This is a genomic window from Shewanella sp. SM23, from assembly GCF_025654295.1.
Classification (GTDB): domain Bacteria; phylum Pseudomonadota; class Gammaproteobacteria; order Enterobacterales; family Shewanellaceae; genus Shewanella; species Shewanella oncorhynchi.
This window is the reverse complement of the sequence record NZ_JAKKRM010000008.1, coordinates 1-23,950: the sequence shown is the minus strand read 5'-3', so window position 1 is coordinate 23,950 and position 23,950 is coordinate 1. Positions and strand designations below refer to the sequence as shown.

Here is a 23,950-nt window from a genome sequence, read left to right as displayed (position 1 = left end):
TTATACTCGAGGCGCAGTGCTGGTTCATTCCAAAGGAAGCGTTATGATGGAGCGGTTTAGTCAGTTTTCACACTATGTTAGGTCGGTGACATTCAAGTCATCTATGATGTTGGCATTTACTGCAGTTGTAGTGGCCACGCTAGCTTTTGGCGTTGAAAAACTGACGGAAAATACCGAAACAGCATCTTGCGCTTGTAGCAATGACACTCGTTACAACAATGCACTGCCCAGTAGCCACCCTAATAATCGCTGCGCCGATCAAGCACAAACCTTAAGCTGGAAAACGTGGCTTACAGGTAAAAACCGTTCGAGTCAGTTCCACTTTGTCGATCTACTTGAACTATTACATGGTCATCAAGATAAACCTATGGATGATCTCAAGCCCACTACGTCGCATCTCGCCTATTAATGCTTAGCCGCATTTGGCAAGTATTCCACAGTACCATTGCCGCCTTTTTCGGGGTACAAACTAGCGAAAATCGTAAAAAAGATTTTCAAACCAGTTCCCCATTGCCCTATATAGTGATGGGCATTGTGTTAGCTGTCATCCTAGTGGCAAGTCTGATGTTTCTCGTAGGACAAGTGCTTAGCTAAACGTTATTTATGTTGAAACTAGTCGTCTTTTGGATCGTAGTTTTCATCATATAGCGCCATCAACTCATCCACTTTATTACGACCACTGCCATTTTGGCTAATGTTGCGTTGCACTTGAATTTTCGCTAAATGCGCGCCGCGATATAACTCGCGAGTTAATGGAATATCGTGATTACTAATCAATACCGGAATACCACGCTCTAACGCGGTATGGCGCGAATGACGAGCCAGCAGTGCTTGATCGTCTAAACTAAAACCTGCACCAACATATGTCGTGAAACTGGATGTAGTAGATAACGGTGCGTAAGGTGGATCGCAATAGATAACATCGCCACTGCGTGTCTGCTCAAAGGCTTTTTCGTAACCAATGCATTTAAACTCAGCACGTTGCGCTTTTTCAGAAAAGGCCCAGATTTCCTTTTCGGGGAAATAAGGTTTTTTATAGGAGCCAAAGGGCACATTGAAGCCACCCTTACGGTTATAACGGCATAAGCCATTAAAACCATGGCGATTTAAATAAAGAAAATACACAGAACGCTGGAAAGGGTCGCGACATTTATTAAAATCGGTCCGCACCTGATAGTAAGCTTCCTTTTGGTTCATCTCATCGACAAACAATGCTTTAGCTGCGGCAATGTATGCTTCTGGTTGATGCTTCACTATCTGATATAACTCGATCAAGTCTTGATTAATGTCACAGAGCAGGTAGCTAGGATAATCCGTATTCAAGAAAACGGATCCTGCACCCACAAACGGCTCGACCAAACGGTCTCCTGCGGGTAAATAACTGGCTAAATCATCCACCAATTTAAATTTACCGCCAGCCCACTTAAGGAAGGCTCTGTGTTTTTTTATCATTTAACTTGATGAATGCCGACAAAAATAAAGGCCATGATTGTACTCTGTTTATTCTGAAATTTCACGATTTGAGAGACTTTCTTCTACTTGATAATCTTTCAAATCGGCCCATTTTCTAACCCAAGATTGCTCAAAACGATACTCCTTAACCAATTGCGCCGCCGCATTCGAAGCCAATTTGCTACTGCTGTAGTGACCAACGAGAACAACCCACCGCTGTTTATACTTTGCGACTCGAACGCCCTCGACATTCTCAAGACTCTTTAATGTCGAACGCAAGGTCTCTAACTGAGCAACACTCGCTATTTGTACTGTATAACCTTTGAGTGGCTTTTGCGGTTCCAAAACTGTTTTATCAACCTTTGCCGCCTCTGGCGCTGGAGACTGAACATCTACCGTTTTAGCTTGAGGCTCTGCATCCACAGTTGGCTCATCATCACCAAAAGACTTGCTACTCACTTCACCAACACTCACTAAGGCTCCATCATCAGGCTCTGGATGTGGTGCCTCACCATGAAATTCACTTAATGGATCGACAGCCTGTTCTGTTTTGGCTTTGGATGTATCTAGTTCGTTAACTTTCACGGTTACGGCGGCAAACTTTAATTGTTCAGCGCGCAGAGCAAAATAGGGGGCTAAGATTTTTTGCCCATAGGACAAGAAAACGGGGGAATCTATCGCAGGAAAAGTCGCAGCCTCTAGGGCTTGCTTTTCAGAAAATGGTTGAGTAACACCAAGCCAAATACCTAGCGCTAACAACATGCTCACAGCTGTCACCACCACAGCTTTATATTTCACCCAAGAAGATGTTTTCTCTTGCGGACTATGCAAGGCTTTATCTAACAGATTGACCACTTCTTGCGGCGTACCCGTTTGCTTCTCAAGCTGACTGCGTACGATTTCCCTTGGCGTAAAAGGGTTTTGATCGCTGTATCTCAGCAATGTTTGATACAAAGCTTCACGCTCTGCCATGGTTAACGGCTCAATACTGATAGGTAATATTTGCCGCCGCAATTGCTCGGGTAATTGTGGCAATAGGTCCGCTAAGAATGCCGGTGGAACCGTGAGCGTGACGGCAATATTCTTACCCGCACACTGGATCTGATTGAGAATAATACACTCAGCCCATAGCGCCTTAGGTAATAAATGCGCATCATCGATAATAATATGTAAAGGTTTAGTTTGCGTGCTCGCAAGCCGCAACAGAGTATCGGCAAGGGGAATGTCGTCGTCAAAAATAGGGGATGAAATTAGCTGGACTAGAATTTTGCGGCGTATCTCAGCGTTATCGGCATGCATAGGACAAATCACAAATGCCGCATTTGACTCGTCAAAATCGGTCGCTAATCCGGTAACTAAGGTCGTTTTTCCTGAACCGCTGACACCAGAAAGCACCAGCAGCTGATCGCTATAACTGGCAACATGATGCATTCTTTGTATGAGGGCTTCCTGAGAAGGAAGCAAGACAGAACCCTGAAACGTCACTCGCCCACCACACAGTTTTTATGCGCAGCGAATAACCTGTTCAAGGGTAGATTCTGTGACTTGACTAAACACATCCGCGCGGCCTATTGCCGTTGGGAGCACCAGTCGAATCTGACCGCCTAAAACTTTTTTATCGCGTCGCATATGTTGAATGAAACTGTCGAAATCCATAGATTCCGGCGCACTCACTGGAAGATCAAAAGCTTGTAGTAACTGTATGATACGACAAACGATTGACTCATCGATAAGCCCCAGTGCCTTAGCTGTTTTAGCAGCAAGGACTGTGCCAGCTGACACGGCTTCACCATGTAGCCAATTACCGTAGCCCATTTCGGCTTCAATCGCGTGACCAAAGGTATGACCCAGATTCAACAAAGCACGCACGCCCTGCTCAGTTTCATCTTGGCTAACAACATCGGCTTTAATCTCACAGCAACGAGAGATAGCATAAACTAATGCTTCGGCATCTAAGGTTTTTAGCGCCGTTACATTATCTTCAAGCCATTGAAAAAAATCAGCATCCCACATGATGCCATACTTGATGACTTCCGCCATTCCCGCCGCAAACTCGCGCGCTGGAAGCGTATGTAAACATAAAGTATCGATAAGCACGATTTGTGGCTGATAAAAGGCCCCAATCATGTTTTTACCAAGAGGATGGTTAACAGCCGTTTTACCGCCGACGGAAGAATCCACCTGCGACAATAAAGTTGTCGGAATTTGAATAAAATCAATCCCACGTTGATAACATGCCGCGGCAAAGCCCGTCATATCACCAATCACGCCGCCACCCAAAGCCACCAGCACAGAATCTCGACCATAGTTTTGTTGCAGCAATGCAGTAAAAATAGTATCTAGATGTGCTAAGTCTTTGAATTGTTCGCCATCGGGAAGGATAACACTCTCTACCTCACCAAACGAAGCCATCGTCTCTTGTATCTGTTTAAGATACAAAGGCGCGACAGTTTCATTGGTGACGATAAGAATACGTTTTTTAAGCAGGTAGCGAGACAAGGTCTCGCCATCACTCATCAAATTCTGGCCAATGTAAATGGGATAACTACGTACACCTAAATCAACCTGAATTTGCTTCATAAATTCTGCCTAAAAACCTAATTGCTCAATGATCTGATTTGCGACGATCTTTGCGCTTTGATCATCGGTTTTGACAATCACATCGGCAATTTCTTCGTACAATGGATTACGGATCTCTGCAAGATTCTCCAACACTTCTCGAGGATCATCCACTTGCAATAATGGGCGTCGCTTGTCTCTTTGAGTACGAGCAACCTGTTTGTCGATAGTGGTTTCCAGGTAAACCACAATGCCACGAGCAGACAGATGATTACGGATATCTTTGCTTTGTACTGAACCACCACCGGTGGCAAGGACGATACCTTGTTTCTCAGACAAATCAGCAATAACCTGAGCTTCACGACGACGGAAGCCTTCTTCACCTTCGACGTCAAACACCCAAGCAATATCAGCGCCTGTGCGTTGTTCAATCTCTTGATCCGAATCGTGGAATTCTAAATGCAGCATTTGCGCCAGATGGCGACCAATTGTGCTTTTACCTGCGCCCATAGGGCCTACCAGAAAAATATTACGTTTTTCAGCCATTTCTTGTACGTCTGAATCTTATTGAAAAGTATGCCTATATCGACTCAACATCAAGCCGACCTATATGTTACCTTGCTCTTATGAGACTTGACCGAGGATTATCTCAGCTTAGGGTCTACTATGGCAAGCCATGTGCGCTATTTATGCAAAGAATTGTATTCCAGTAATAATAAAGCCAGCAATCACTGCTGGCTTTAGTCGATACATAGCAAGTGCTTAGATCTTCTCACCGACTATTTTGGGGGTTACGAAAATAAGTAGCTCTTGGCGCTCATTTTTGTCTGTTGTGTTCCTAAACAGGAAACCTACTAAGGGAATGTCACCGAGAATAGGGACTTTACTCACACGGCTGATCAAGTTTTGCTGATAAATACCACCTAGGACTATGGTTTCACCGTTATCAACTAGCACTTGAGTGCCAATACGCTGGGTATCGATGGCGACAGCGGGGCCCGTTGGTGTGTCAACCGTCTTGCCCTGAGAGTCTTGGGTGATTTCCAAATCTAAAATAACGCGGTTATCAGGTGTAATTTGTGGTGTAACTCGCAAGGACAACACGGCTTTCTTAAAAGTGACCGAGGTTGCACCGCTTGAAGTCGACTGCACATAAGGGATCTCCACACCCTGCTCAATATAAGCCGCCTTTTGGTTAGAGGTGGTAATACGAGGGCTGGCGATAATTTCACCCTTATTTTCTTGCTCTAACGCACTCAATTCCAAATCAAGAATAGTACCATCTGCCAACTTAGCAACGTGGAATGCGATACTTGTTGGATTGGTCACTGCCGCAGGCAAATTAACGTTCAAACGTTGGTCAGGAGTTGGAATGATGCCGTTGGCAATACTCTGAGCACCTTCTAATGTACCTGAGGTTCCCTTACTGCCCTGCTGATCCGTGACGCCCCAACGTATGCCTAAGTCTTCAGAGACATCATCTTTGACCGTTACCATACGTGACTCGATCAGTACTTGACGAATAGGGATATCGAGTACTTCGACTAAACGATGGATGTTCTCAATCGTTTCTGCCGTATCTTTCACGAGTACAGTGTTGGTACGTTCATCGACCGCAACTGAGCCGCGTGGCGAGAGTAAACTAGAATCTGCGCTTTTAAGCAGCTCAGCAATATCGATCGCTTTGGCATAGTTAATTTGCAAGTACTCAGAATACAAAGGTGCTAACTCTTTAACTTCTTGCCTATTTTTGAGATTTTGGCTTTCACGAATAGCCAACTCTTCGCTCGGTGCCACCATTAAGATGTTGCCTTCGATACGTTTATCTAGGCCTTTGGTTTGTAGAATCAAATCTAATGCTTGGTCCCAGGGCACATCATCCAATCTCAAGGTGATGTTGCCTTCGACAGTATCACTCGTGACTAAGTTAAAATTGTTATAGTCAGCAATGATCTGCAAAACAGTACGTACAGGGATATTTTGAAAGTTAAGCGACAAAGTACGGCCATTGTATTTTTTAACATCTTTCTTGGCGGCAACTCTCTCAACTTTATTCATAGAGAGTCTAAAGAGATTATCCTCTTGCTTATAACTGAACTCATATTCCCCAGCAATATCAACTAAAATGCGCGTTGTTAGATCTTCTTTAAATGTCTCGAAGCTTTTTACTGGCGTTGAAAAATCTTTCACATCCATAACATAAAGCAGATCACTATTAATATCAGTGTTATATAACTTAACTTCGAGTTTAGCGCCCACTTGCTCAACGTTAACGGCAACAGAGCGGTTATTCAAATAGACCAATAACTCACCGCCACCATTTTCATTACGACGAAAATCGATATTTTTAATGCTATTAACGAAGGGATTTTCTGCCTGAGTCTGAGCGCCCGCAACCTCATCATTAATAGTGAGTCGATATGAGTTGCCCATGACTGAACCTTGGTAAGGTTTTACTTTGGACATACCTAAGGTGACTTTAAGACGAGTATCTTGTTGCTCAGTCACCATGTCAGTTACACCAACTTGATTAATGGGTAAGCGATCCTTGGATAAACCAGAAATACTATTATCAAAGGTTAATACGAGCTCTGCAGGCGAGGCATTAGAGTCAATAACTGGCGGAGTGACCGCTTCTTCAAATACCAACTCTAGCTCTAACTGATGGTCAACCAAGGCATGGTACTTAACATCCATTAATCGGTTTGCAGCATAACTCGATGGCAAAATGCCAAATACCAATGCGATCCCAATAACAGACTTGATTAAGCCTGAAGAAATTAACGGGACTTTTATCGCGGCAGAAGATTTCATTATTCCCTCATCCTTCGCTCGTTATTCTCCAGAAAGTTCTAAATTGCTCGTCCTTTCGGACCAACAACCTGAACCATCTGGAATTAATTCTACTACTTCGACATTTTGTGAAGTAACTTTAGAAATGCGTCCATTAAACAGACCTAAATACTCACCAACGCCCATCCGATAAACACTGCCGTCATTTGTTTCAACTAACGCCCAAGTTGTATCGGCTTCACTTAAGGTGCCACGCATTTTTAAATTATCTAAAGGATAAGTTTCTAATCGTCCTTTTCGACGCTTTAAGTCCGGTTGTAAACAATCTTTGCTGGTATCAACAACTTCTTCCGTTAACTCACGCGAAGGTGGTACAAAAGGGCTACGCATTAACTCGGCTTGATAGGCAAAGTGCTCAAATCTTGGCGGCTCTTTCAAGGGCGGGATATGAGCAACATGTTGCGCTTTGGTTGTAGTAACAAATAGCTCTAAATCACTACGATCGCCAACACAACCCATTAAAAAAAGACTCAAGGCTAACAAAGGTAAGAATTTCATTATTTCTTCCCCTTATTAGCAGGTTTTTCAGGCGGTAATTCAGCCCCTTCTTTAAAGCGATATGTCTTGGCTAAGATATCCATTGCTAAGTTACCGGCTTCATCTCGCTTAATGGTGAAATCATGGAGGCTAACGATACGCGGCAGCTTAGCGACACCACTCACCATACTACCTAGCTGATGGTAATCTCCCGTCACAGACATTTTAATTGGAAACTCAATATAGAAATCCCGCTGGATTTCGGTCTCCCAATTCAAACTATTAATTTTGAGTCCTGCATCCGTTGCCACAAAAGTTAAATCGTCTAGCAAACCTGGCATTTCATTTTCAGATGGCAGCATCTTCAGTAACTCTGCAAACTGTACTTCCATCGTCGCTAGCTGATCTCGGTAGAGTTTTAAATTTGCCGCAAGTTGATACTTATTCTTGAAATCATCTCTAAGCTGCACTTCTTTATCTTGCTCTGCGGTATAAATATCTACTGAATCGGAGACGACCAAAAAATATCCCGCAGCAAAAACACAGAGTGCTAAAAGGATCGCGAAAAAAGTTTTAACTTGATTTGGCCAACCACCAATATTTTCAAAGTCGATATCATTAAATTGACTTAGATCGAGTTTCATTTACTCGCTCCTTTTGTCATTTTCTCAGGCTCGTCTACACTCGCGCCTTTAATAGTGACTCTCAAACTAAAACGCTGTAATTGCCGTAACTCTTCATTTTGGGTCACGATCGACTGCATATTAGGATCGGTTAACCATTCGGATGTTTTCACTTTTCGCATCATGTTGGCGACGTTATTGTTCGATTCACTACGCCCTTCAATCAGCAACAAACTGCCCTTTTTCTCTAGGCTAGACAGATATATTCCTGGAGGTACAATTCGAACAAGCTCATCTAACACGTGAGTAGGCAAATTACGGGATTGCTGTAGATTAAGAATAATTTCTGTACGCCGCTCAATATCTTTCTTACGTTCAGTAATTTTCTTGATCTCAGAAATTTGTGTTTCAAGCAGACTGATTTCCGATTGCAAATAAGCGTTACGTGCTTTTTGCTCATCTGTCATAACATCTAATAAAGATACTGCGACATAGACTAAAATCGCCGACGCTAAAAATACTGCCGCTAAAATACCAATATAGTCGCGCTTTTGTTTTTCTCTCGCCTCTTCTCGCCAAGGGAGTAGGTTTATGTTCGCCATTGACCGTAACTCCTCAATGCTAAGCCACAAGCAACCATATATTTGCTGATTGTAGGTTGCAGCGCACTTTTAACAGACTCATCGGCATGCAAACACCCTTGAAAAGGATCGGCGATAATAGTGTGAACACCCAATTCATTCGTCAGTAAATTAGCCATACCTTCTAATTTAGATGTCCCACCGCATAATACGAGGTAGTCGACTTTATCTTTACCGCTGGAAGTGCAATAAATCTGCAGCGTACGTTTTATTTGTTGTAATAGCTGAGTTTGAAAAGGTGACAAAACTTCAAACATATAATTTCGTGGTAAGTCACCTTCAATCTTTGCTTTCTCAGCTTGATCATAAGACATGCCATAGAAGGATAATATTGACTGAGTAAATTGCTCACCACCGAAAGCTTGCTCACGAATAAAAGTCGTCTCACCCGATTCAACCACAGAGAAAGTCGTCATATTCGCGCCGATATCAACCATAGCGACGGCTTTATGTTTCGCTCCTTCTGGAAGCTGGGCCATAATTAGCTCGGCAGCTCGACCTAGAGCGTAACCTTCAACATCCACCACTTTAGCCTCAAGTTCAACGCTATCCAGCGCATCGACTCTGACATCAATATTATCAGTGCGGCATGCGCTCAACAGCACATCAACTTTAGTAGGATCGGTACTGTTTACGTTTAGCGTTTCAAAATCTATGCTAACTTCATCGAGTGAATACGGAATAAGGTTATCGGCTTCAATTTCTATCTGTGCCTCCATTTCTTCCTCACTAAGGGAGGCATCCATGTAGATCACTTTCGTCATCACAGCAGAACCCGAAACAGAAACAGCGGCATATTTAACGGATTTAGGCAGGCTACGTTTTATTTGCTTAAGGCATTCAACAACGGCATCAGCATCACGAATATCATGATCGTTAACGGCCCCCTTCTTAATGGGTACCGCGGCATGACTCAATATTTTGTATCCGTCAGCAGTCTTACTCAACAAAATGGCCTTAACTTCATGGGAACCGATATCGATTCCCACCATCTGCGGAGCCTGACGCTTCCATAAATTTGAAAGCATATCCATTGTCACTTTTTTATTTATATTTCAGTAAAAGAGATTAGCACAAAATCAACTTGTTATACTTACTTGTATCGAATGTTTCATCATTTTACAAATGCTATTTTGTGAGTCTCACGTTTTTACTTCACCAAGACGTGTGCGCCTTATATACTGTCGCACTTAACAGAACATTAGGATAAATTTTGGTGAAGTGGTTAAAACGTATTGTTATAGCACTATTCAGTCTAGCCCTTTTGGGCGTAGGCGCCATTGTGGCAGCATACTTTTATGTTTTGCCGGATTTACCGGATGTTTCAACACTAAAAAATGTGCAACTTCAAACACCTTTACGTATTTACAGTAGTGACGGCAAACTTATTTCTCAATTCGGTGAGAAACGTCGCATTCCACTAACGTTAGACGAAGTGCCAAAACCTCTGCTACAGGCGTTTATCGCAACCGAAGATGCCCGCTTTTATGAACATGGTGGTATAGATCCTGTTGGCGTGCTTCGCGCTGCATTAGTGATGTTGACCACTGGCGAGAAAAAGCAAGGTGCGAGTACGATTACCATGCAGGTCGCACGTAACTTCTTCTTAACCCGCGATAAGACTATTATTCGTAAAGTGAAGGAGATTTTTATCTCCTATCATATTGAAGAGTTACTCACCAAAGATGAAATTTTAGAGCTCTACGTAAACCGCATTTACTTAGGCCAACGGGCCTACGGTGTTGGGGCTGCTGCGCAAGTGTATTTCGGTAAAAACGTGCAGGAACTCAGCTTATCTGAACTGGCCGTTATTGCAGGCCTACCCAAGGCGCCCTCTACACTCAATCCAATCACGTCACCTTCGCGTGCATTGGCTCGCCGTAATGTCGTCCTCATGCGGATGAATGAAGTCGGCTACATCAGCCAAACCGAATACCAAGCGGCACTACAAGAGCCATTGGTGGCCAGATATCATGGCGCTGAAATTGATCTCTATGCCCCTTATATTTCTGAAATGGCTCGGGATTACATGGTACAGAAGTACGGTGAAGAAGAGGCCTATACCAATGGCTACAACGTCTATACGACTATCTCATCGGATCTACAACTTAAAGCTCAACAGGCACTGCGTAATAACGTCTATGCCTATGATGAACGCCATGGCTACCGTGGTCCTGCTGCCGTATTGTGGACGGACGAAAAACCTGAGCCTGCTCAAATCAAAACTGAACTAGCCAAGATTGCTTCAGTACAAGAATTGCAACCCGCCGCAGTCATCAGCATTGCAGATCAGCAAGCCAGCATAATGACCGCCAAGGGCGAGACCAAAGTCATTACTTGGGATGGATTGAAGTGGGCACGTAAGTTTATTACTGATAAGCGTCAAGGCAGTGTACCGAAATCAGCTTCTGACATGCTCAAGGTCGGCGAACGTATTTGGATCCGTGATAACGGCCAATATTTGCAACTATCGCAAGTACCAGAAGTCGCCAGCGCAACAGTATCACTCGACCCCAAAAATGGTGCTATTCGCACTTTAGTTGGTGGTTATAGCTTTAGCCAAAGCCAATACAACCGAGTGACTCAAGCGAAACGTCAATTAGGTTCGAATATTAAACCTTTCATCTATGCCGCAGCATTAGAGAAAGGCTTTACCTTAGCGACCCTCATAGACAATGCGCCAATTAATAAACCCGATATCAGCCAAGGCACAGCATGGCGCCCTAAAAACTCACCCGATATCTATGGCGGCCCCACTCGTTTACGTGTGGGTTTAGCGCAATCTATTAACGTTATGTCTGTGCGTGCAATGCGTCATGTCGGACTCGACGAAACCATTGCTCAACTCGTTGAATTTGGTTTTGATCCTAACGACTTACCTCGCAACGAATCGATTGCATTAGGTTCGTCTTCAGTCACGCCATTGCAAGTAGTTACTGCATTTAACGTATTTGCTAACGGCGGTTTCTTACTCGAACCTTTCTATATTGATCGCGTAGAAGATGCTTACGGCAATGTTATCGAAAAAGCGAACCCTACATTGGCCTGTAAGCCTAGCCAACCAGTTACACCGAGCGACTCTATAGCGTTCAGCGTAAGTGGAGACTCTGGTGCTGAGCGTAGTGCACCTGTTGCCCAGTGTTTCAATCAAACCGGTCGCTACGCTCCGCAAATTATTTCAGAGCAAACGGCATTCCTCATTACCGAAGCACTGAAGAGCGTGATCTGGGGTGGGGGCGATTGGAGTAAAGGCACGGGTTGGCAAGGTACGGCTTGGCGCGCGGCAAAATTGATTAAGCGCCATGATATTGCAGGTAAAACGGGTACAACCAACGAATCGCGCGACACTTGGTTCAGTGGTTTTAGCCCAGTCATCACTAGCACTTTCTGGGTCGGTTTCGACGATCACGGTCGCCAACTGGGCAGAACCGCATGGAATGCAAACGGCGAAAAAGATCAGATAACTGGCGCCGAAGCGGGAGCGAAAACAGCAGGTCCGGGCTGGAACGAGTTTATGAACAGTGTCTTACAAGGCACACCAGAGACAACCTCGATTCCGCCAGAAGGCATAGTTTCGGTACGCATCGATTTAGCGACGGGTAAACTTACCCGAAAAACCGACTATACCAGTGCGTTCGAGTACTTTATTTCAGGTACGGAGCCGAAGGAATACATCAGCGAAACTCAGGATGAAAACAATTTATTCATCGATGCACCAACCGATGATTTATTCCAATAAACAAATGCTAAAAAGTCATTACCACTAATTGTGGCCCAATAAAAACGCGACCTAATGTCGCGTTTTTTCTTGGCTTGAATTGTGGATTTGAATAACTCGCTTAACGAACTTTCTTGGCCGCAATCGCCTGCTGAATTTGTGGCAATGCAGTACCACCGAGCACGTCGCGTTTCGCTAAACAAGCTTCAATAGTCAGGTTTGGATAGACATCATCTTCAATGATAGCGGCAAAAGTTTTTAATTCGGCCAAGGAGAAATCCTCGAGCGGAATTTGCTTCGCTATCGCGGCAACCACGACTTCACCCACAACATGGTGCGCCTCACGGAACGGCATGCCTTTAGACACGAGATAATCCGCAAGCTCAGTAGAATTTGCATAACCTTGCTGTGCGGCTAACAGTGCATTAGGGCGATTGACCTTCAAACCTGACAACACTAACGCCGCCATATCGAGGCAAATTGCCCAGCTATCGACCACATCAAACAGGCCTTCTTTATCTTCCTGCATATCTTTGTTGTACGCCAAAGGCAGTGCTTTCATCGTAGTGAGAATGCCCACTAAGCTGCCATAAACCCGACCAGTTTTGCCACGGATAAGCTCTAATGCGTCTGGATTTTTCTTCTGTGGCATCAGGGATGAACCCGAGGTCACTTCATCACTCAGGGAAATAAAGTTCGCTTCACCTGAGTTAAAGAAAATCAGATCTTCGGCCATACGGCTTAAGTGCATCATGCTGATCGATGCGGTTGAACAAAGCTCTACCACGTGATCTCTGTCTGATACACTATCTAAGCTATTCAGCGTTGGCGAGGCAAAATTCAGCGCCGCGGCCAGAGCATGTCGATCCATCTTATAAGCTGTGCCTGCTAATGCTCCAGAACCTAAAGGACAGGTATTAGCGCGGGTTAACGCATCGCTTAAACGGCTGATATCCCGCTCAATCATTTCCACATACGCTAAACACCAGTGGCCAAATGTCACAGGTTGCGCGCGCTGCAAGTGAGTATAACCCGGCATTACCGCATCAAATTCACGCTCAGCCAACGCCAGTAATTCAGCATGTAAGCCTTGAAGGCGCGCGAGTAATGCTTTGCCTTCGGATTGACACCAAAGCTTTAAATCGGTGGCAACTTGATCGTTACGGCTACGACCAGTGTGCAATTTCTTACCGAGATCGCCCACTTTGGCAATCAAGGCCGACTCGACGAAACTGTGAATATCTTCGGCGCCCGAGGCAAGAATAATCGCCGGATCGCCCTGCACTTCCACCAGCAAATCATTGAGCGCTTTTTTCAAGTCGCTGCATTCAGTTGCCGAGATAATTCCCACGCTGGCAATCGCATCCGCCCAAGCAATGGAGCCGACCACATCCTGTTCGAACAAGCGATAATCCACGGGTAACGAATCGTTGAATAATTTGAATAGCGCGCTCGTTTCGCCCTGAAATCTTCCACCCCATAAAGCCATGCTAACTCCCCTTACTCACTGCTTATTTGAAATCGACTCATCTGAATCAAAAACTAAATCAAAACCTAAAAACAAAAAAGGGCGCTAGGCGCCCTTTTACACGACCTATTACTTAGACTTTACATCGTTAGCGTTGAGTGCGCGGATGCGGCTCGCCAATGAGTACAGGCGGATAAAGCCTTCGGCATGTTTTTGATCGTACACTTGATCTTCACCAAAGGTGGCAAACGCTTCAGAGTACAAGCTGTTAGGTGAACGTTTCTTCACTGCGCTCGCTTGGCCTTTGTAGAGTTTAACCACAACTTCACCGTTCACTGATTCAGCCAGTGACTCAGATGCTGCCAGCAATGACTTACACAGTGGCGTGAACCAACGGCCGTCATACACTAAATGCGCCATTTGTGCGGCAACTTGCTCACGCCAGTTACGGCTAGTCTTGTCGAGTACAAGCTCTTCAATCGCACGTAGTGCTGCGAACATCACAGTGCCGCCGGGTGTTTCGTAACAGCCACGGGACTTCATGCCGACTAAACGGTTTTCGGTAATGTCGATACGACCCACACCGTGTGGCGCAGCAATGGCGTTTAATGTCATCAGCGCAGCATAAGGCGTTAGGGCTTCACCATTCACTTTAGTAATACGGCCATGTTCTACTTCTAGCGACACATATTCAGGCTTGTTCGGTGCATCTTCAGGATCGGCAGTCAGTGTCCATACGCCTTTGCTTGGCTCGTTCCATGGATCTTCTAACTCACCACCTTCATGGGAAATATGGAAAGCGTTGGCATCACGGCTATAGATTTTAGTCGCTGACGCTGACGTCTTGATGTCACGTTCAGCTAAATAGGCCAGCAGATCTTCACGGCTCTGCATAGTCCATTCACGCCATGGTGCAATCACTTTTAAATCAGGTGCTAATGCGGCGAAGCAACCTTCGAAACGCACTTGGTCGTTACCTTTGCCGGTACAACCGTGACACAGAGCATCGGCGCCCACTTTACGAGCCACTTCAACCTGCGCTTTAGCAATAATAGGACGCGCCATTGACGTACCGAGTAAATAAGTGCCTTCGTAAATCGCACCGCTCGCAATCGTTGGGTAGATATAGTCTTTAACGAATTCTTCTTTTAGATCGACGATATGACATTCAGAAGCACCTGAAGCTAAGGCTTTTTCAGTCAAGCCAACCAGCTCTTCTTCGCCTTGGCCAACGTCGGCGCAGAATGCGATGATTTCACAGTTATCGTAGTTTTCTTTTAACCAAGGAATAATGGCCGAGGTATCTAGACCACCTGAATAGGCTAAAACCACTTTTTTCACGCCAGTATTTTTTATCTCGATAGACATCTTAAATTCCTATGACTCGTTTCTCTCAAGGAGAAAACAGGCTGCTAAACAGGGTTAATTTAACTAAATAAGGTTACCAGTACCGCATTTTGGGCATGCATCCGATTTTCGGCTTGTTGCAGAATTAAGGATCCTGCACCGTCCATCACTTCATCTGTTACTTCTACACCACGGTGGGCGGGCAAACAATGCATAAAGAAGTTAGCGCCCGCTTTCGCCATCAAAGCTTTGTTTACTTGGTATGGTGCAAACTTCGCTTTGATATCCGACAAAGGCGTTGGATCGCCCATTGAAATCCAAGTATCAGTATAAATAGCGTCGTGACCTTCAATCGCATCGATATCTGAGGTCAGCACTATCTTGCCGCCATATCGTTTGGCGAGCTCTTGCACTTCTGCCACTACGTAGCCATCAGGAAAGTGACCCGCTGGGCAGATCACTGTCATGGTGGCACCGAGAATAGCCGCACAGTACATCAGCGAGTTAGTGACATTATTACCATCACCAACATAAGCTAATTTAGCTTTACTGACATCCTCAAACTGCTCTGCCAGAGTTAAAAAGTCAGCTAAGGCTTGGCAAGGATGATAAAGATCCGACAGCGCATTGATCACGGGCACTGAGCCGAACTCGGCTAATTGTTCGATAGTGGTGTGTGAATAGGTTCTCGCCACAATTGCGTCGGCCCAACAGGACAGGTTAGAAGCAAAGTCAGCAACCGATTCCCGCTTTCCCAGTTCACCATTTTGCTGGTCTAGGTATAAACAGTGGCCACCGAGCTTATTAATACCGATATCAAAGCTAACGCGTGTTCTGAGTGAGGGCTTTTCAAATAACATCACCACACTCTTGCCATCCAGCGCATGACGATACTCAGCCGGATTGGCTTTGATCGTTTTTGCCAAGGCAATTAGATCCAGTAACTGCTGCTGGGTTAAGTCTTTTATCGATAGTAAATGCTTCATAACCTACTCCACTTATGGTTGGATTTGTGTTCCTACTGCTTCACCTTTTGCTAATGCGATTAATTGGCTTGCATCACGCCACGAGGCAACTTGTACCGCCTGCCCCATCCACTGTGCTACTTCGAGCGCAGCTTCAACTTTGACCTTCATTCCTTTTTCGATCACACCTTGCTTAACAAGGTCTGCTATCTGCTTGCCATTTAAACTGTGGATGAGCTGGCCTTTACCATCAAGCACCCCAGAAACATCCGACAGTAGCACTAACTTGCCGCCCACTAATTTGGCTAATGCCGTTGCCGCTTGGTCTGCATTGACGTTAAGCATTTGGCCATCGTCCATCATGGCGATGGAGCTACAAATCGGCATCCAACCTTGCTCGAGGATAAACTTAAGATAAGTGCCATCGTTTGGTGTGACTTCGCCCACTAAGCCTAAACGCTCATCTTTAATCTTAGCCGAAACAGTATTGCCATCGGCAAGGCTCATGCCCACACTCACAATGCCAGCCTTAGTCGCTGCGCCTTGAAGAATTTTGTTCGAAGTGCCCGCCAATGCGCCGGCAATAATCGGCATTTGCTCAGGCGGAGTCACACGCAAACCTTCTAACTTGACGGTTTCCATACCGTTTGCTGCTAACTGCTCATCCACCAGACAGCCGCCGCCATGTACCATCAACACTTTCTGACCATTGGCTAACATAGCCGCAGCCGTATCCATCAATCGCGCCATCCCCATTTCACATTGCAGCAGCGCGCCGCCCACTTTAAGCACTAATACTGAGTTGTTTGTAGACATCTTGACGACTCTCTTAAATAAGGATGAACAATTAAAGGTTAAAATGAATCTTTATGCATTGCAGCGCTTGGCTGGCAGCACCTTTCATCAAGTTATCGATGGCACTGGCTACCACTAAGTAACCGCTATTCTCATCAAACTTCCAACCTAAGTGGCAGTTAGGTGTCAGTACCACATCGTCCACTTTAGGGAACTGATTATGCTTCACGGTGACCAATGGCGCCTGGTCATATACGCTATAGGCCGCTGCCACATCGGCAGTCGTAGTGCCTGGTTTTAGCTGCACGGTAATAGTCGCTAAAATGCCACGCTTAAAGTTGCCAAGATGCGGGGTAAATATCACTTCTTGACCAAGCTGAGTGGCGATTTCGGGTTGATGTCTGTGGCCTAATACGCCGTAAGGTGTCAGGCTCACTTCACAAAAACTGGTATGTAACTGCGCTTTACGGCCCGCCCCTGTTACGCCGCTCACGGCATTGATAACCGGATAAGCCGATGTCAGTAAACTCGCTAGCGGTTTTAATGCTGTCAACGATGCAGTCGGGTAACAACCTGGCACGGCAATCATTTTAGTCGCAGCGATTTCTTTAGCATTCCATTCGGCAAGGCCATACACGGCTTTGGCTAAAACTTCAGGATATTCATGCTCAAAGCCATACCACTTCGGATATTGCGCCACATCACTGAAACGATAGGCACCGCTTAAATCGAATACCGCTAACCCTTGGCTATAAAACCAAGCCGCTAAATGCAGGCTCACCGAGTGCTCAGTCGCGAGCACCACAGCATCGGCTTCGGCAACGATTTTTGCCTTAGCTTCATCGGACAATGGCGACAGCGTTAATGCGATATGGCTGTAGCTAGGATACAAATCCGCTAAAGGTTTACCTTTATCTAAACTGTTTTCAGAAACATACAAACCCTGAATCGTCAGATCTGCTTCTGCATGGATTAAAGCGGTCAGTTGCGCGCCTGTGTAACCACTGGCACCAATAATGGCGATATTTTTCATGTTTTTTGTCTTATTAACCGAATCAAAGAAACTTAAAGAGTAGATGAATAGCTTACACGCAACCGCGCATATCTATGATGACAAGACTATCGTCGCAGGAAATCGTAATAGGTTGTTATTTTATTCACTGTCAGGCTAATACTGTGCATCATGATATTCACTCTACAGGTCACAAGAGGTGACTCATCTCAACTGATGGCTAGACTACCACAAAGATCTACTTATGCAATATATGTGAATATATATTTTTAATTTATTTTCATCTTTTAAGCTCAAATTAGGATATCGAAGACACAGTTCCCATTCAGCTAACTCGTTAATAACACAGTTATCCAGGGTCAACATGAGTCAAAATCAGTCCTTTTCATTAACAGCTAAGATACATGTCTGCAAAGCATAAAATGATGCACTTCATATTCACTTGCACTAATCATCAAAAAATATTGCGTGACTTCGCATTTCTATTGAATATTCTTCATCAAATACCGTGATTGGTTGCATATCGGATAAGCCAGTCGTATAAGTTATAAGTTCTGCTGTTGACCATAGCCCCAAGTGATAGGTATTGTGCTAACGGGCTAAATGCACAGCGGAATTTTCATGTTTTTCTATTCGGAGTAACTATGTCAGTAACCATGGCAGACAATATGACAGATATGTATGCGTCATTAAGATCGAACGTGAGTATGTTAGGCCAAATCCTTGGCGATACTATGCGTACCCATCTTGGGGACTCTTTTCTTGAGAAGGTTGAACAGATCCGTAAGCTTGCCAAAGACTCACGCCGAGGCGATCAAGCCGCCAGAGAGCAAATGCTCGAGTTACTGACAGCTTTGCCAGACGAAGAATTAGTCCCTTTTGCAAAAGCTTTTAACCAATTTCTTAACTTAGCTAACTTATCCGAGCAATTTCATACTATCAGTCGTAATTGCGACGAACTTGTCTGCGTGCCAGACCCAGTGGAACAACTCCTAGGCCGCATGCTCAATGGTCGTGTCGACCAAGCTAAAATGCTCGACTGTCTAAAAACACTGGATATCGATCTGGTGCTAACAGCGCACCCCACTGAAATTTCCCGTCGCACCCTGATCCAAAAATACGCCGCCATTGTCGACTGCTTAACAGAGCAAGAAAACGACCAACTATCGGATAGAGAACGTCAACAGATCAATCTGCGCCTGCGCCAATTAATCGCGCAAATATGGCACACCAATGAGATCCGCCGCGAGCGCCCAACTCCAGTAGATGAGGCTCGCTGGGGATTATCCACCATTGAAGAGTCACTCTGGCATGCGGTGCCTGACTTCTTAAGACAACTTAACGATCGAGTGCAGCAACGCACAGGGCAGCAATTACCGATTGATATCGCGCCAGTGCGCTTTTCAAGCTGGATGGGCGGCGATCGCGACGGCAACCCGTTTGTTACCGCAAAAGTCACCCAAGAGGTGCTCGATCGTAACCGCCATGCTGCCGCCAGATTATTCTTAAAAGACATAGTCCTACTGGTCGGTGAACTGTCGATGGAAGAAGCCAATGATGAGTTAAAGGCTTATACCAATAACAGCTGCGAACCTTACCGACACGTGCTGCGATCTATTCGTCAAAGACTGCGTGACACCATAGATTATTTAAATGCGCGCATCGAAGGCCACAATCCTGAAGTCGATAAGTCGAGCCTGATTTGGCAAGAAAGCGATCTCAAAGCGCCGCTAGAAATGCTCTATAAGAGTTTAACCGACTGCGGTATGCGCTTAATCGCCAACGGTTTATTGCTCGACATTCTCCGCCGTCTCGCCTGCTTTGGCATTCATATGCTCAGGCTCGACATTCGCCAAGATGCCAGCCGTCACAGCGATGTGCTCGCCGAGTTAACTCGCTATCTCGGCATGGGTGATTTCAACCATTGGGACGAGACTGAGAAGCAAGCCTTCTTATTACGTGAACTCAGCAACCGTCGTCCACTGATCCCAAGTAACTGGCAACCCTCGGCCGATGTGGCCGAAGTGCTTAATACCTGTCGTTTGATTGCTAAACATCCGGCAAAAGCACTCGGATCCTATGTGATTTCGATGGCGGGTAAACCATCGGATGTCTTAACGGTTTTACTGTTACTCAAAGAAACAGGCTGTTCGCATCCAATGCGCGTGGTGCCACTGTTTGAAACCTTAAGCGACTTAAACAACGCCGCTGCATGTATTACCGATTTGCTCGATATTGACTGGTATCGTGGCTATACCAAGGGCATGCAAGAGGTCATGATTGGCTACTCTGACTCAGCTAAAGATGCCGGTGTTATGGCGGCGGCTTGGGCTCAGTATCACGCCCAAGAGCAGTTAGTGGCAGTCTGTAAACAAGCGGGCGTCAAGCTCACACTATTCCATGGCCGTGGTGGCAGCATTGGTCGCGGGGGTGGTCCTGCACACAAAGCAATCCTATCGCAACCACCAGGTTCGGTAGATGGCCGCATTCGCGTGACTGAGCAGGGCGAGATGATCCGCTTCAAGTTTGGCTTACCAAAACTCGCGGTTCAAAGCTTGGCCCTGTATACCTCGGCCGTATTGGAAGCAACCCTGTTACCACCGCCAGAGCCGAAGCAAGAATGGCGCAATTGCATGCAACGTATCGCAGAAGAATCAGTGGGTGCTTACCGTGGCATAGTGCGTGATGAACCTGATTTTGTGGCTTATTTCCGCGCGGCAACGCCAGAAGTGGAATTAGGAAAACTGCCACTCGGCAGCCGCCCAGCCAAACGTCGTGTCGATGGTGGGATCGAAAGTCTGCGAGCTATTCCGTGGATTTTTGCTTGGTCGCAAAACCGCTTGATGTTACCTGCATGGCTCGGCGCAGGTGAAGCACTACAAGCCGCCAGTGAACGCGGTGAGATGGGCTTACTGCAAGATATGGAGCGGGAATGGCCCTTCTTCAGCACTCGCATTTCAATGCTGGAAATGGTCTACGCCAAGGCGGAACCTAATTTGGCCCGCTACTACGAAACCTGTTTAGTACCTAAGGAATTGCATCACTTAGGCGAAACCTTGCGCCAACGCTTAGATCTGGGCATTAAAGTCGTGCTTGAGCTGACAAAATCGGATAGTTTAATGGCGCATACACCGTGGAATCGCGAATCAGTTAAACTGCGAAATCCGTATATCGATCCATTAAACTTCTTACAAACCGAGCTATTAGCGCGGACACGTAAGGAAACAACCGAAACTCCTGCGTCTGAACATGTACAGTTAGCGCTAATGCTAACCATTGCAGGTGTGGCAGCGGGTATGAGAAACACTGGTTAATGAAAAAACTTTCCCGCACGATTTGCTTGGGACTGACTGTACTGCTTGGCGGCTGCGTCTCGCAGTACAGTATCAGCGAGCATGAAATGGAGCAGTACCTCAGTAAAGAGATCCACTTTGAGGTTAAACAAGGCAATCAATTAGTTGGCGCTGAAGTGCGCATTAACGACATCAGTGTCAAGCTAGGTGTAAAACCTGACACTATGAGCGTAAGTGCCGCAACTCAAGTATCAATTAAGAATCCGATCTTTCCATTGAGCGCCAAACTCACTACGACTTTCGAAGCCAAGCCTTGGTATGACAGCGCAACGCACAGTGTCTATCTGCGCCAACTCGAATTAGTCAAAGTGGAATCAACGCCCAAGGATATTGAAAAAGCGATTAGCAGTGCCACGCCGCAGGTGATGGGTTATCTAAGACAATTCTTAGAAAACCAGCCTGTGTATGTGCTGGATACCAAGGACAGTAACCAAGCACTGATGGCAAAAATGACCGAAAGCATTCAAGTTGCCCCAGGCAAATTAGTGCTTAAGTTCACTAAATAATCTGCCATTTTTGTATCTCTGTAGAAGTTAAAATGCTCCCTCGGGAGCATTTTTGTTGGCGGGCATAAATGGATATATACCCGTATAAGAGTTACTTACTGAATCGCCCAATCGACTGATAATCGACGATCACAGCTTCAGCTAAAAGCTCACGTCTTAGCATATCGTAAGCCACAGCAGCACTTAAACTGCGTACCAGATCCCGTGAACGTCTCGGTAGTTTAATCATCTGACTGTAAACACCGCCGCGAGTTGCTAAAGCGATCGCCACAGTGCCCACAGGTTTCTCATCTGTGCCACCATCGGGCCCCGCGATTCCACTGGTTGCCAGCGCATAATCACTGTCTAAAATTTGCCTTGCCCCCTTAGCCATTTCTTCCACAGTCGCAATAGAGACTGCACCATGATCATCTAAGGTTGAAGGATTAACACCTAACACGCGCACTTTAGATTCATTACTGTAAGTCACTAATCCGTGCTGTAAGTAAGATGAACTGCCGGGGAAATCAACTAACTGGCTAGTGATCATGCCGCCAGTGCAAGACTCGGCAACGCTTAAGGTCAAGCCTGAGTTAAGTAGCTTATAATGAATTTCTTCGGCAAGAGTGGCTTTATCGTCCGCGACAACCGCAGTACCCAGCACCATTTTGATGTGCCCAGCGACGCGAGGTAATACTGCAATCGCCTTCTCGCCACGGGCGAAAATCTTAATCTCAATATGCGGCATAGAAGAGCGGTAACCAATAGTAATGCCTTCTGGCAGCTCTAGCGGTTCTAACTTATCTGCCAAAGCGGACTCACCTTGGCCTATGGTCAATAGTTTCTTTAAGGCGACCTTAGCATCAAGGTTAAACTCTTCGCGAATAAAGGGCACAAACTGCTCTGTAACCATGTGCTTCAGCTCAAAAGGCACACCAGGCGTAAAGAATAACCAAGCGCGGTTAAGCTTAACTCTAAAACCACAAGCGGTTCCCACTGGGTTATCAACCATCACAGCTGACGCTGGCAGCATAGCTTGCTTGAGATTACTTAAAGGCATTTCACGGTTATTACGGGTAAACCACTCCTCTAAACGCTCACGCCACTCCGCATTCTCAACCAATGGTTCGCCCTTCGCCTTCGCCATCGCTAAAGCAGACATATCATCACTCGTCGGCCCGAGACCACCATTAACGAGAATCACATCTGCATGTAAGCTACGTTCTTGGAAAACCGCAATCAGATCCTCGAGGCGATCGCCGACTGTTACTCGACGCTGGATCTCGACACCATGCTCCATCATAGTACTGGCAAACCAAGCGGCGTTGGTATCAACAATCTGTCCCGCCAACACCTCTTCCCCAGTGCAAATCATCTCTAACTTCATCTCAGATCCTTATCTACCCCAATAAATTAAAACATAAGGTAAGTAACCGCTTAACTAATAGCAATAGCTAGGCTCGATCGAGAACTAAGATCGCTGTAGCAAAATCGGAGCATTGACAAAATAACCGTACAAATAACCAACAACCATTACTTATTATTGATGTCATGAAGAGTGAAAGAGAGTGTTAAGGAGAGAAAAATAGGAGGAAAACTGACTAATTAAATAGAAAATAGGCTGGATTTCACAAATTGCAGACGCAAAAAAGCCAGCTTATTCAGCTGGCTTGGTTACATCTCAATGAGATAATTAGGCACTTAGCGATGGCCTACTCTCACATGAGGGTGAAATCATAGCACTATAAATACGGAGTATTTAGCCATGATTGAACGCGAAGAAGCTTGTCTTCGTAGCCGGGGAGTCCGCTTAGCGGCGGGCGACCGCCATGGATGGTGGAAGTGTCAATATTGGAGGAACATTTATTGACCGACATCGAGGTAGGTTTTCGCGAAGCGTATAAACACCAAAGCCCTAGCGGTTTAGGCTAGGGCTTTGGTGTTTATTTGGATGCTTGGCGATGACCTACTCTCACATGGGGAGACCCCACACTACCATCGGCGCGTTTGCGTTTCACTTCTGAGTTCGGGATGGGATCAGGTGGTTCCACAAGGCTATTGTCACCAAGCAAATTCTGTTTATTACCGTGTCCATCTCTGGACCACGTTAATAATAATTTGAAAAGCTGATTTTCTGTTGAGTCTTTAACTTTATCAAGTATCTGTATTCTGTCTAAGGTCCGTAAAACCCATCTGGGTTGT

20 protein-coding genes and 1 rRNA gene are annotated in these 23,950 nt (G+C 45.6%); 5 read left to right on the top strand and 16 right to left on the bottom strand.

Features of this window, described 5'->3' with window-relative positions; translation table 11 throughout:
• Window positions 1-43: 43 nt before the first annotated feature.
• Window positions 44-409: a hypothetical protein gene (locus L5L98_RS11675; RefSeq protein ID WP_105250531.1), complete on the top strand. Its 366-nt coding sequence runs from the start codon at window positions 44-46 to the stop codon at window positions 407-409.
• On the top strand, window positions 409-594 hold the full coding sequence (locus L5L98_RS11670; protein WP_131525403.1) for a DUF2970 domain-containing protein: 186 nt from the start codon (window positions 409-411) through the stop codon (window positions 592-594). Before L5L98_RS11675 ends, L5L98_RS11670 begins: the two co-directional genes overlap by 1 nt.
• A gap of 18 nt (window positions 595-612) precedes the next feature.
• On the opposite strand, the gene L5L98_RS11665 is transcribed toward L5L98_RS11670, so the two are convergent.
• The 9 genes from L5L98_RS11665 to L5L98_RS11625 form a co-directional block, all read right to left on the bottom strand.
• Window positions 613-1,452, bottom strand: a complete 840-nt coding sequence (locus tag L5L98_RS11665; protein WP_131525404.1) for a Dam family site-specific DNA-(adenine-N6)-methyltransferase — start codon at window positions 1,450-1,452, stop codon at window positions 613-615.
• 48 nt (window positions 1,453-1,500) lie between these two features.
• Window positions 1,501-2,937 (bottom strand): AAA family ATPase, encoded by a 1,437-nt coding sequence (locus L5L98_RS11660; protein ID WP_263140949.1) that lies wholly within the window; start codon window positions 2,935-2,937, stop codon window positions 1,501-1,503.
• Between the two features lie 18 nt (window positions 2,938-2,955).
• On the bottom strand, window positions 2,956-4,032 hold the full coding sequence (gene aroB / locus L5L98_RS11655) for a 3-dehydroquinate synthase (RefSeq protein ID WP_113941457.1): 1,077 nt from the start codon (window positions 4,030-4,032) through the stop codon (window positions 2,956-2,958).
• Between the two features lie 9 nt (window positions 4,033-4,041).
• Window positions 4,042-4,557: a shikimate kinase AroK gene (aroK, locus tag L5L98_RS11650; protein ID WP_006083542.1), complete on the bottom strand. Its 516-nt coding sequence runs from the start codon at window positions 4,555-4,557 to the stop codon at window positions 4,042-4,044.
• Between the two features lie 216 nt (window positions 4,558-4,773).
• Window positions 4,774-6,825, bottom strand: coding sequence for a type IV pilus secretin PilQ (locus L5L98_RS11645; RefSeq protein WP_212601377.1), 2,052 nt, complete (start codon window positions 6,823-6,825; stop codon window positions 4,774-4,776).
• A 21-nt stretch (window positions 6,826-6,846) separates the two neighbouring features.
• The gene (locus tag L5L98_RS11640) at window positions 6,847-7,362 is read right to left on the bottom strand and encodes a pilus assembly protein PilP (protein ID WP_105250537.1); all 516 of its coding nucleotides are present in this window, start codon (window positions 7,360-7,362) and stop codon (window positions 6,847-6,849) included.
• Window positions 7,362-7,985 (bottom strand): type 4a pilus biogenesis protein PilO, encoded by a 624-nt coding sequence (locus tag L5L98_RS11635; protein WP_263140934.1) that lies wholly within the window; start codon window positions 7,983-7,985, stop codon window positions 7,362-7,364. The genes L5L98_RS11640 and L5L98_RS11635 overlap by 1 nt, the downstream gene beginning before the upstream one ends.
• The gene (locus tag L5L98_RS11630) at window positions 7,982-8,566 is read right to left on the bottom strand and encodes a PilN domain-containing protein (protein WP_105250539.1); all 585 of its coding nucleotides are present in this window, start codon (window positions 8,564-8,566) and stop codon (window positions 7,982-7,984) included. Before L5L98_RS11630 ends, L5L98_RS11635 begins: the two co-directional genes overlap by 4 nt.
• Window positions 8,554-9,633, bottom strand: a complete 1,080-nt coding sequence (locus tag L5L98_RS11625; RefSeq protein ID WP_263140930.1) for a pilus assembly protein PilM — start codon at window positions 9,631-9,633, stop codon at window positions 8,554-8,556. Before L5L98_RS11625 ends, L5L98_RS11630 begins: the two co-directional genes overlap by 13 nt.
• Before the next feature lie 188 nt (window positions 9,634-9,821).
• Between L5L98_RS11625 and L5L98_RS11620 the strand changes: the two genes are divergently transcribed.
• Window positions 9,822-12,344, top strand: coding sequence for a penicillin-binding protein 1A (locus L5L98_RS11620; protein WP_263140927.1), 2,523 nt, complete (start codon window positions 9,822-9,824; stop codon window positions 12,342-12,344).
• A 100-nt stretch (window positions 12,345-12,444) separates the two neighbouring features.
• Here the strand turns inward: L5L98_RS11620 and argH are convergent, their stop codons facing one another.
• From argH to argC, 5 genes are all read right to left on the bottom strand, one after another.
• Window positions 12,445-13,812, bottom strand: coding sequence for an argininosuccinate lyase (gene argH / locus L5L98_RS11615; protein WP_263140925.1), 1,368 nt, complete (start codon window positions 13,810-13,812; stop codon window positions 12,445-12,447).
• 108 nt (window positions 13,813-13,920) lie between these two features.
• Window positions 13,921-15,159: an argininosuccinate synthase gene (locus L5L98_RS11610; RefSeq protein ID WP_173248114.1), complete on the bottom strand. Its 1,239-nt coding sequence runs from the start codon at window positions 15,157-15,159 to the stop codon at window positions 13,921-13,923.
• A 59-nt stretch (window positions 15,160-15,218) separates the two neighbouring features.
• Window positions 15,219-16,124 (bottom strand): ornithine carbamoyltransferase, encoded by a 906-nt coding sequence (locus L5L98_RS11605; RefSeq protein ID WP_219254166.1) that lies wholly within the window; start codon window positions 16,122-16,124, stop codon window positions 15,219-15,221.
• A 12-nt stretch (window positions 16,125-16,136) separates the two neighbouring features.
• Complete coding sequence (argB, locus tag L5L98_RS11600; protein WP_219254164.1) at window positions 16,137-16,919, bottom strand: acetylglutamate kinase; 783 nt, start codon at window positions 16,917-16,919, stop codon at window positions 16,137-16,139.
• Between the two features lie 31 nt (window positions 16,920-16,950).
• Window positions 16,951-17,931, bottom strand: coding sequence for an N-acetyl-gamma-glutamyl-phosphate reductase (gene argC / locus L5L98_RS11595; protein ID WP_219254162.1), 981 nt, complete (start codon window positions 17,929-17,931; stop codon window positions 16,951-16,953).
• A gap of 623 nt (window positions 17,932-18,554) precedes the next feature.
• On the opposite strand from argC, the gene ppc reads away from it, so the two are divergent.
• Together ppc and L5L98_RS11585 are read left to right on the top strand one after the other, a co-directional pair.
• Window positions 18,555-21,224, top strand: coding sequence for a phosphoenolpyruvate carboxylase (gene ppc / locus L5L98_RS11590; RefSeq protein WP_113941466.1), 2,670 nt, complete (start codon window positions 18,555-18,557; stop codon window positions 21,222-21,224).
• Window positions 21,224-21,769: a DUF1439 domain-containing protein gene (locus L5L98_RS11585; RefSeq protein WP_263140922.1), complete on the top strand. Its 546-nt coding sequence runs from the start codon at window positions 21,224-21,226 to the stop codon at window positions 21,767-21,769. The genes ppc and L5L98_RS11585 overlap by 1 nt, the downstream gene beginning before the upstream one ends.
• A 91-nt stretch (window positions 21,770-21,860) precedes the next feature.
• Here the strand turns inward: L5L98_RS11585 and L5L98_RS11580 are convergent, their stop codons facing one another.
• Both L5L98_RS11580 and rrf read right to left on the bottom strand, forming a co-directional pair.
• Window positions 21,861-23,135, bottom strand: coding sequence for a CinA family nicotinamide mononucleotide deamidase-related protein (locus L5L98_RS11580; protein WP_263140920.1), 1,275 nt, complete (start codon window positions 23,133-23,135; stop codon window positions 21,861-21,863).
• A gap of 566 nt (window positions 23,136-23,701) precedes the next feature.
• A 5S ribosomal RNA gene (rrf, locus tag L5L98_RS11575) occupies window positions 23,702-23,817 on the bottom strand.
• Window positions 23,818-23,950: the final 133 nt, after the last annotated feature.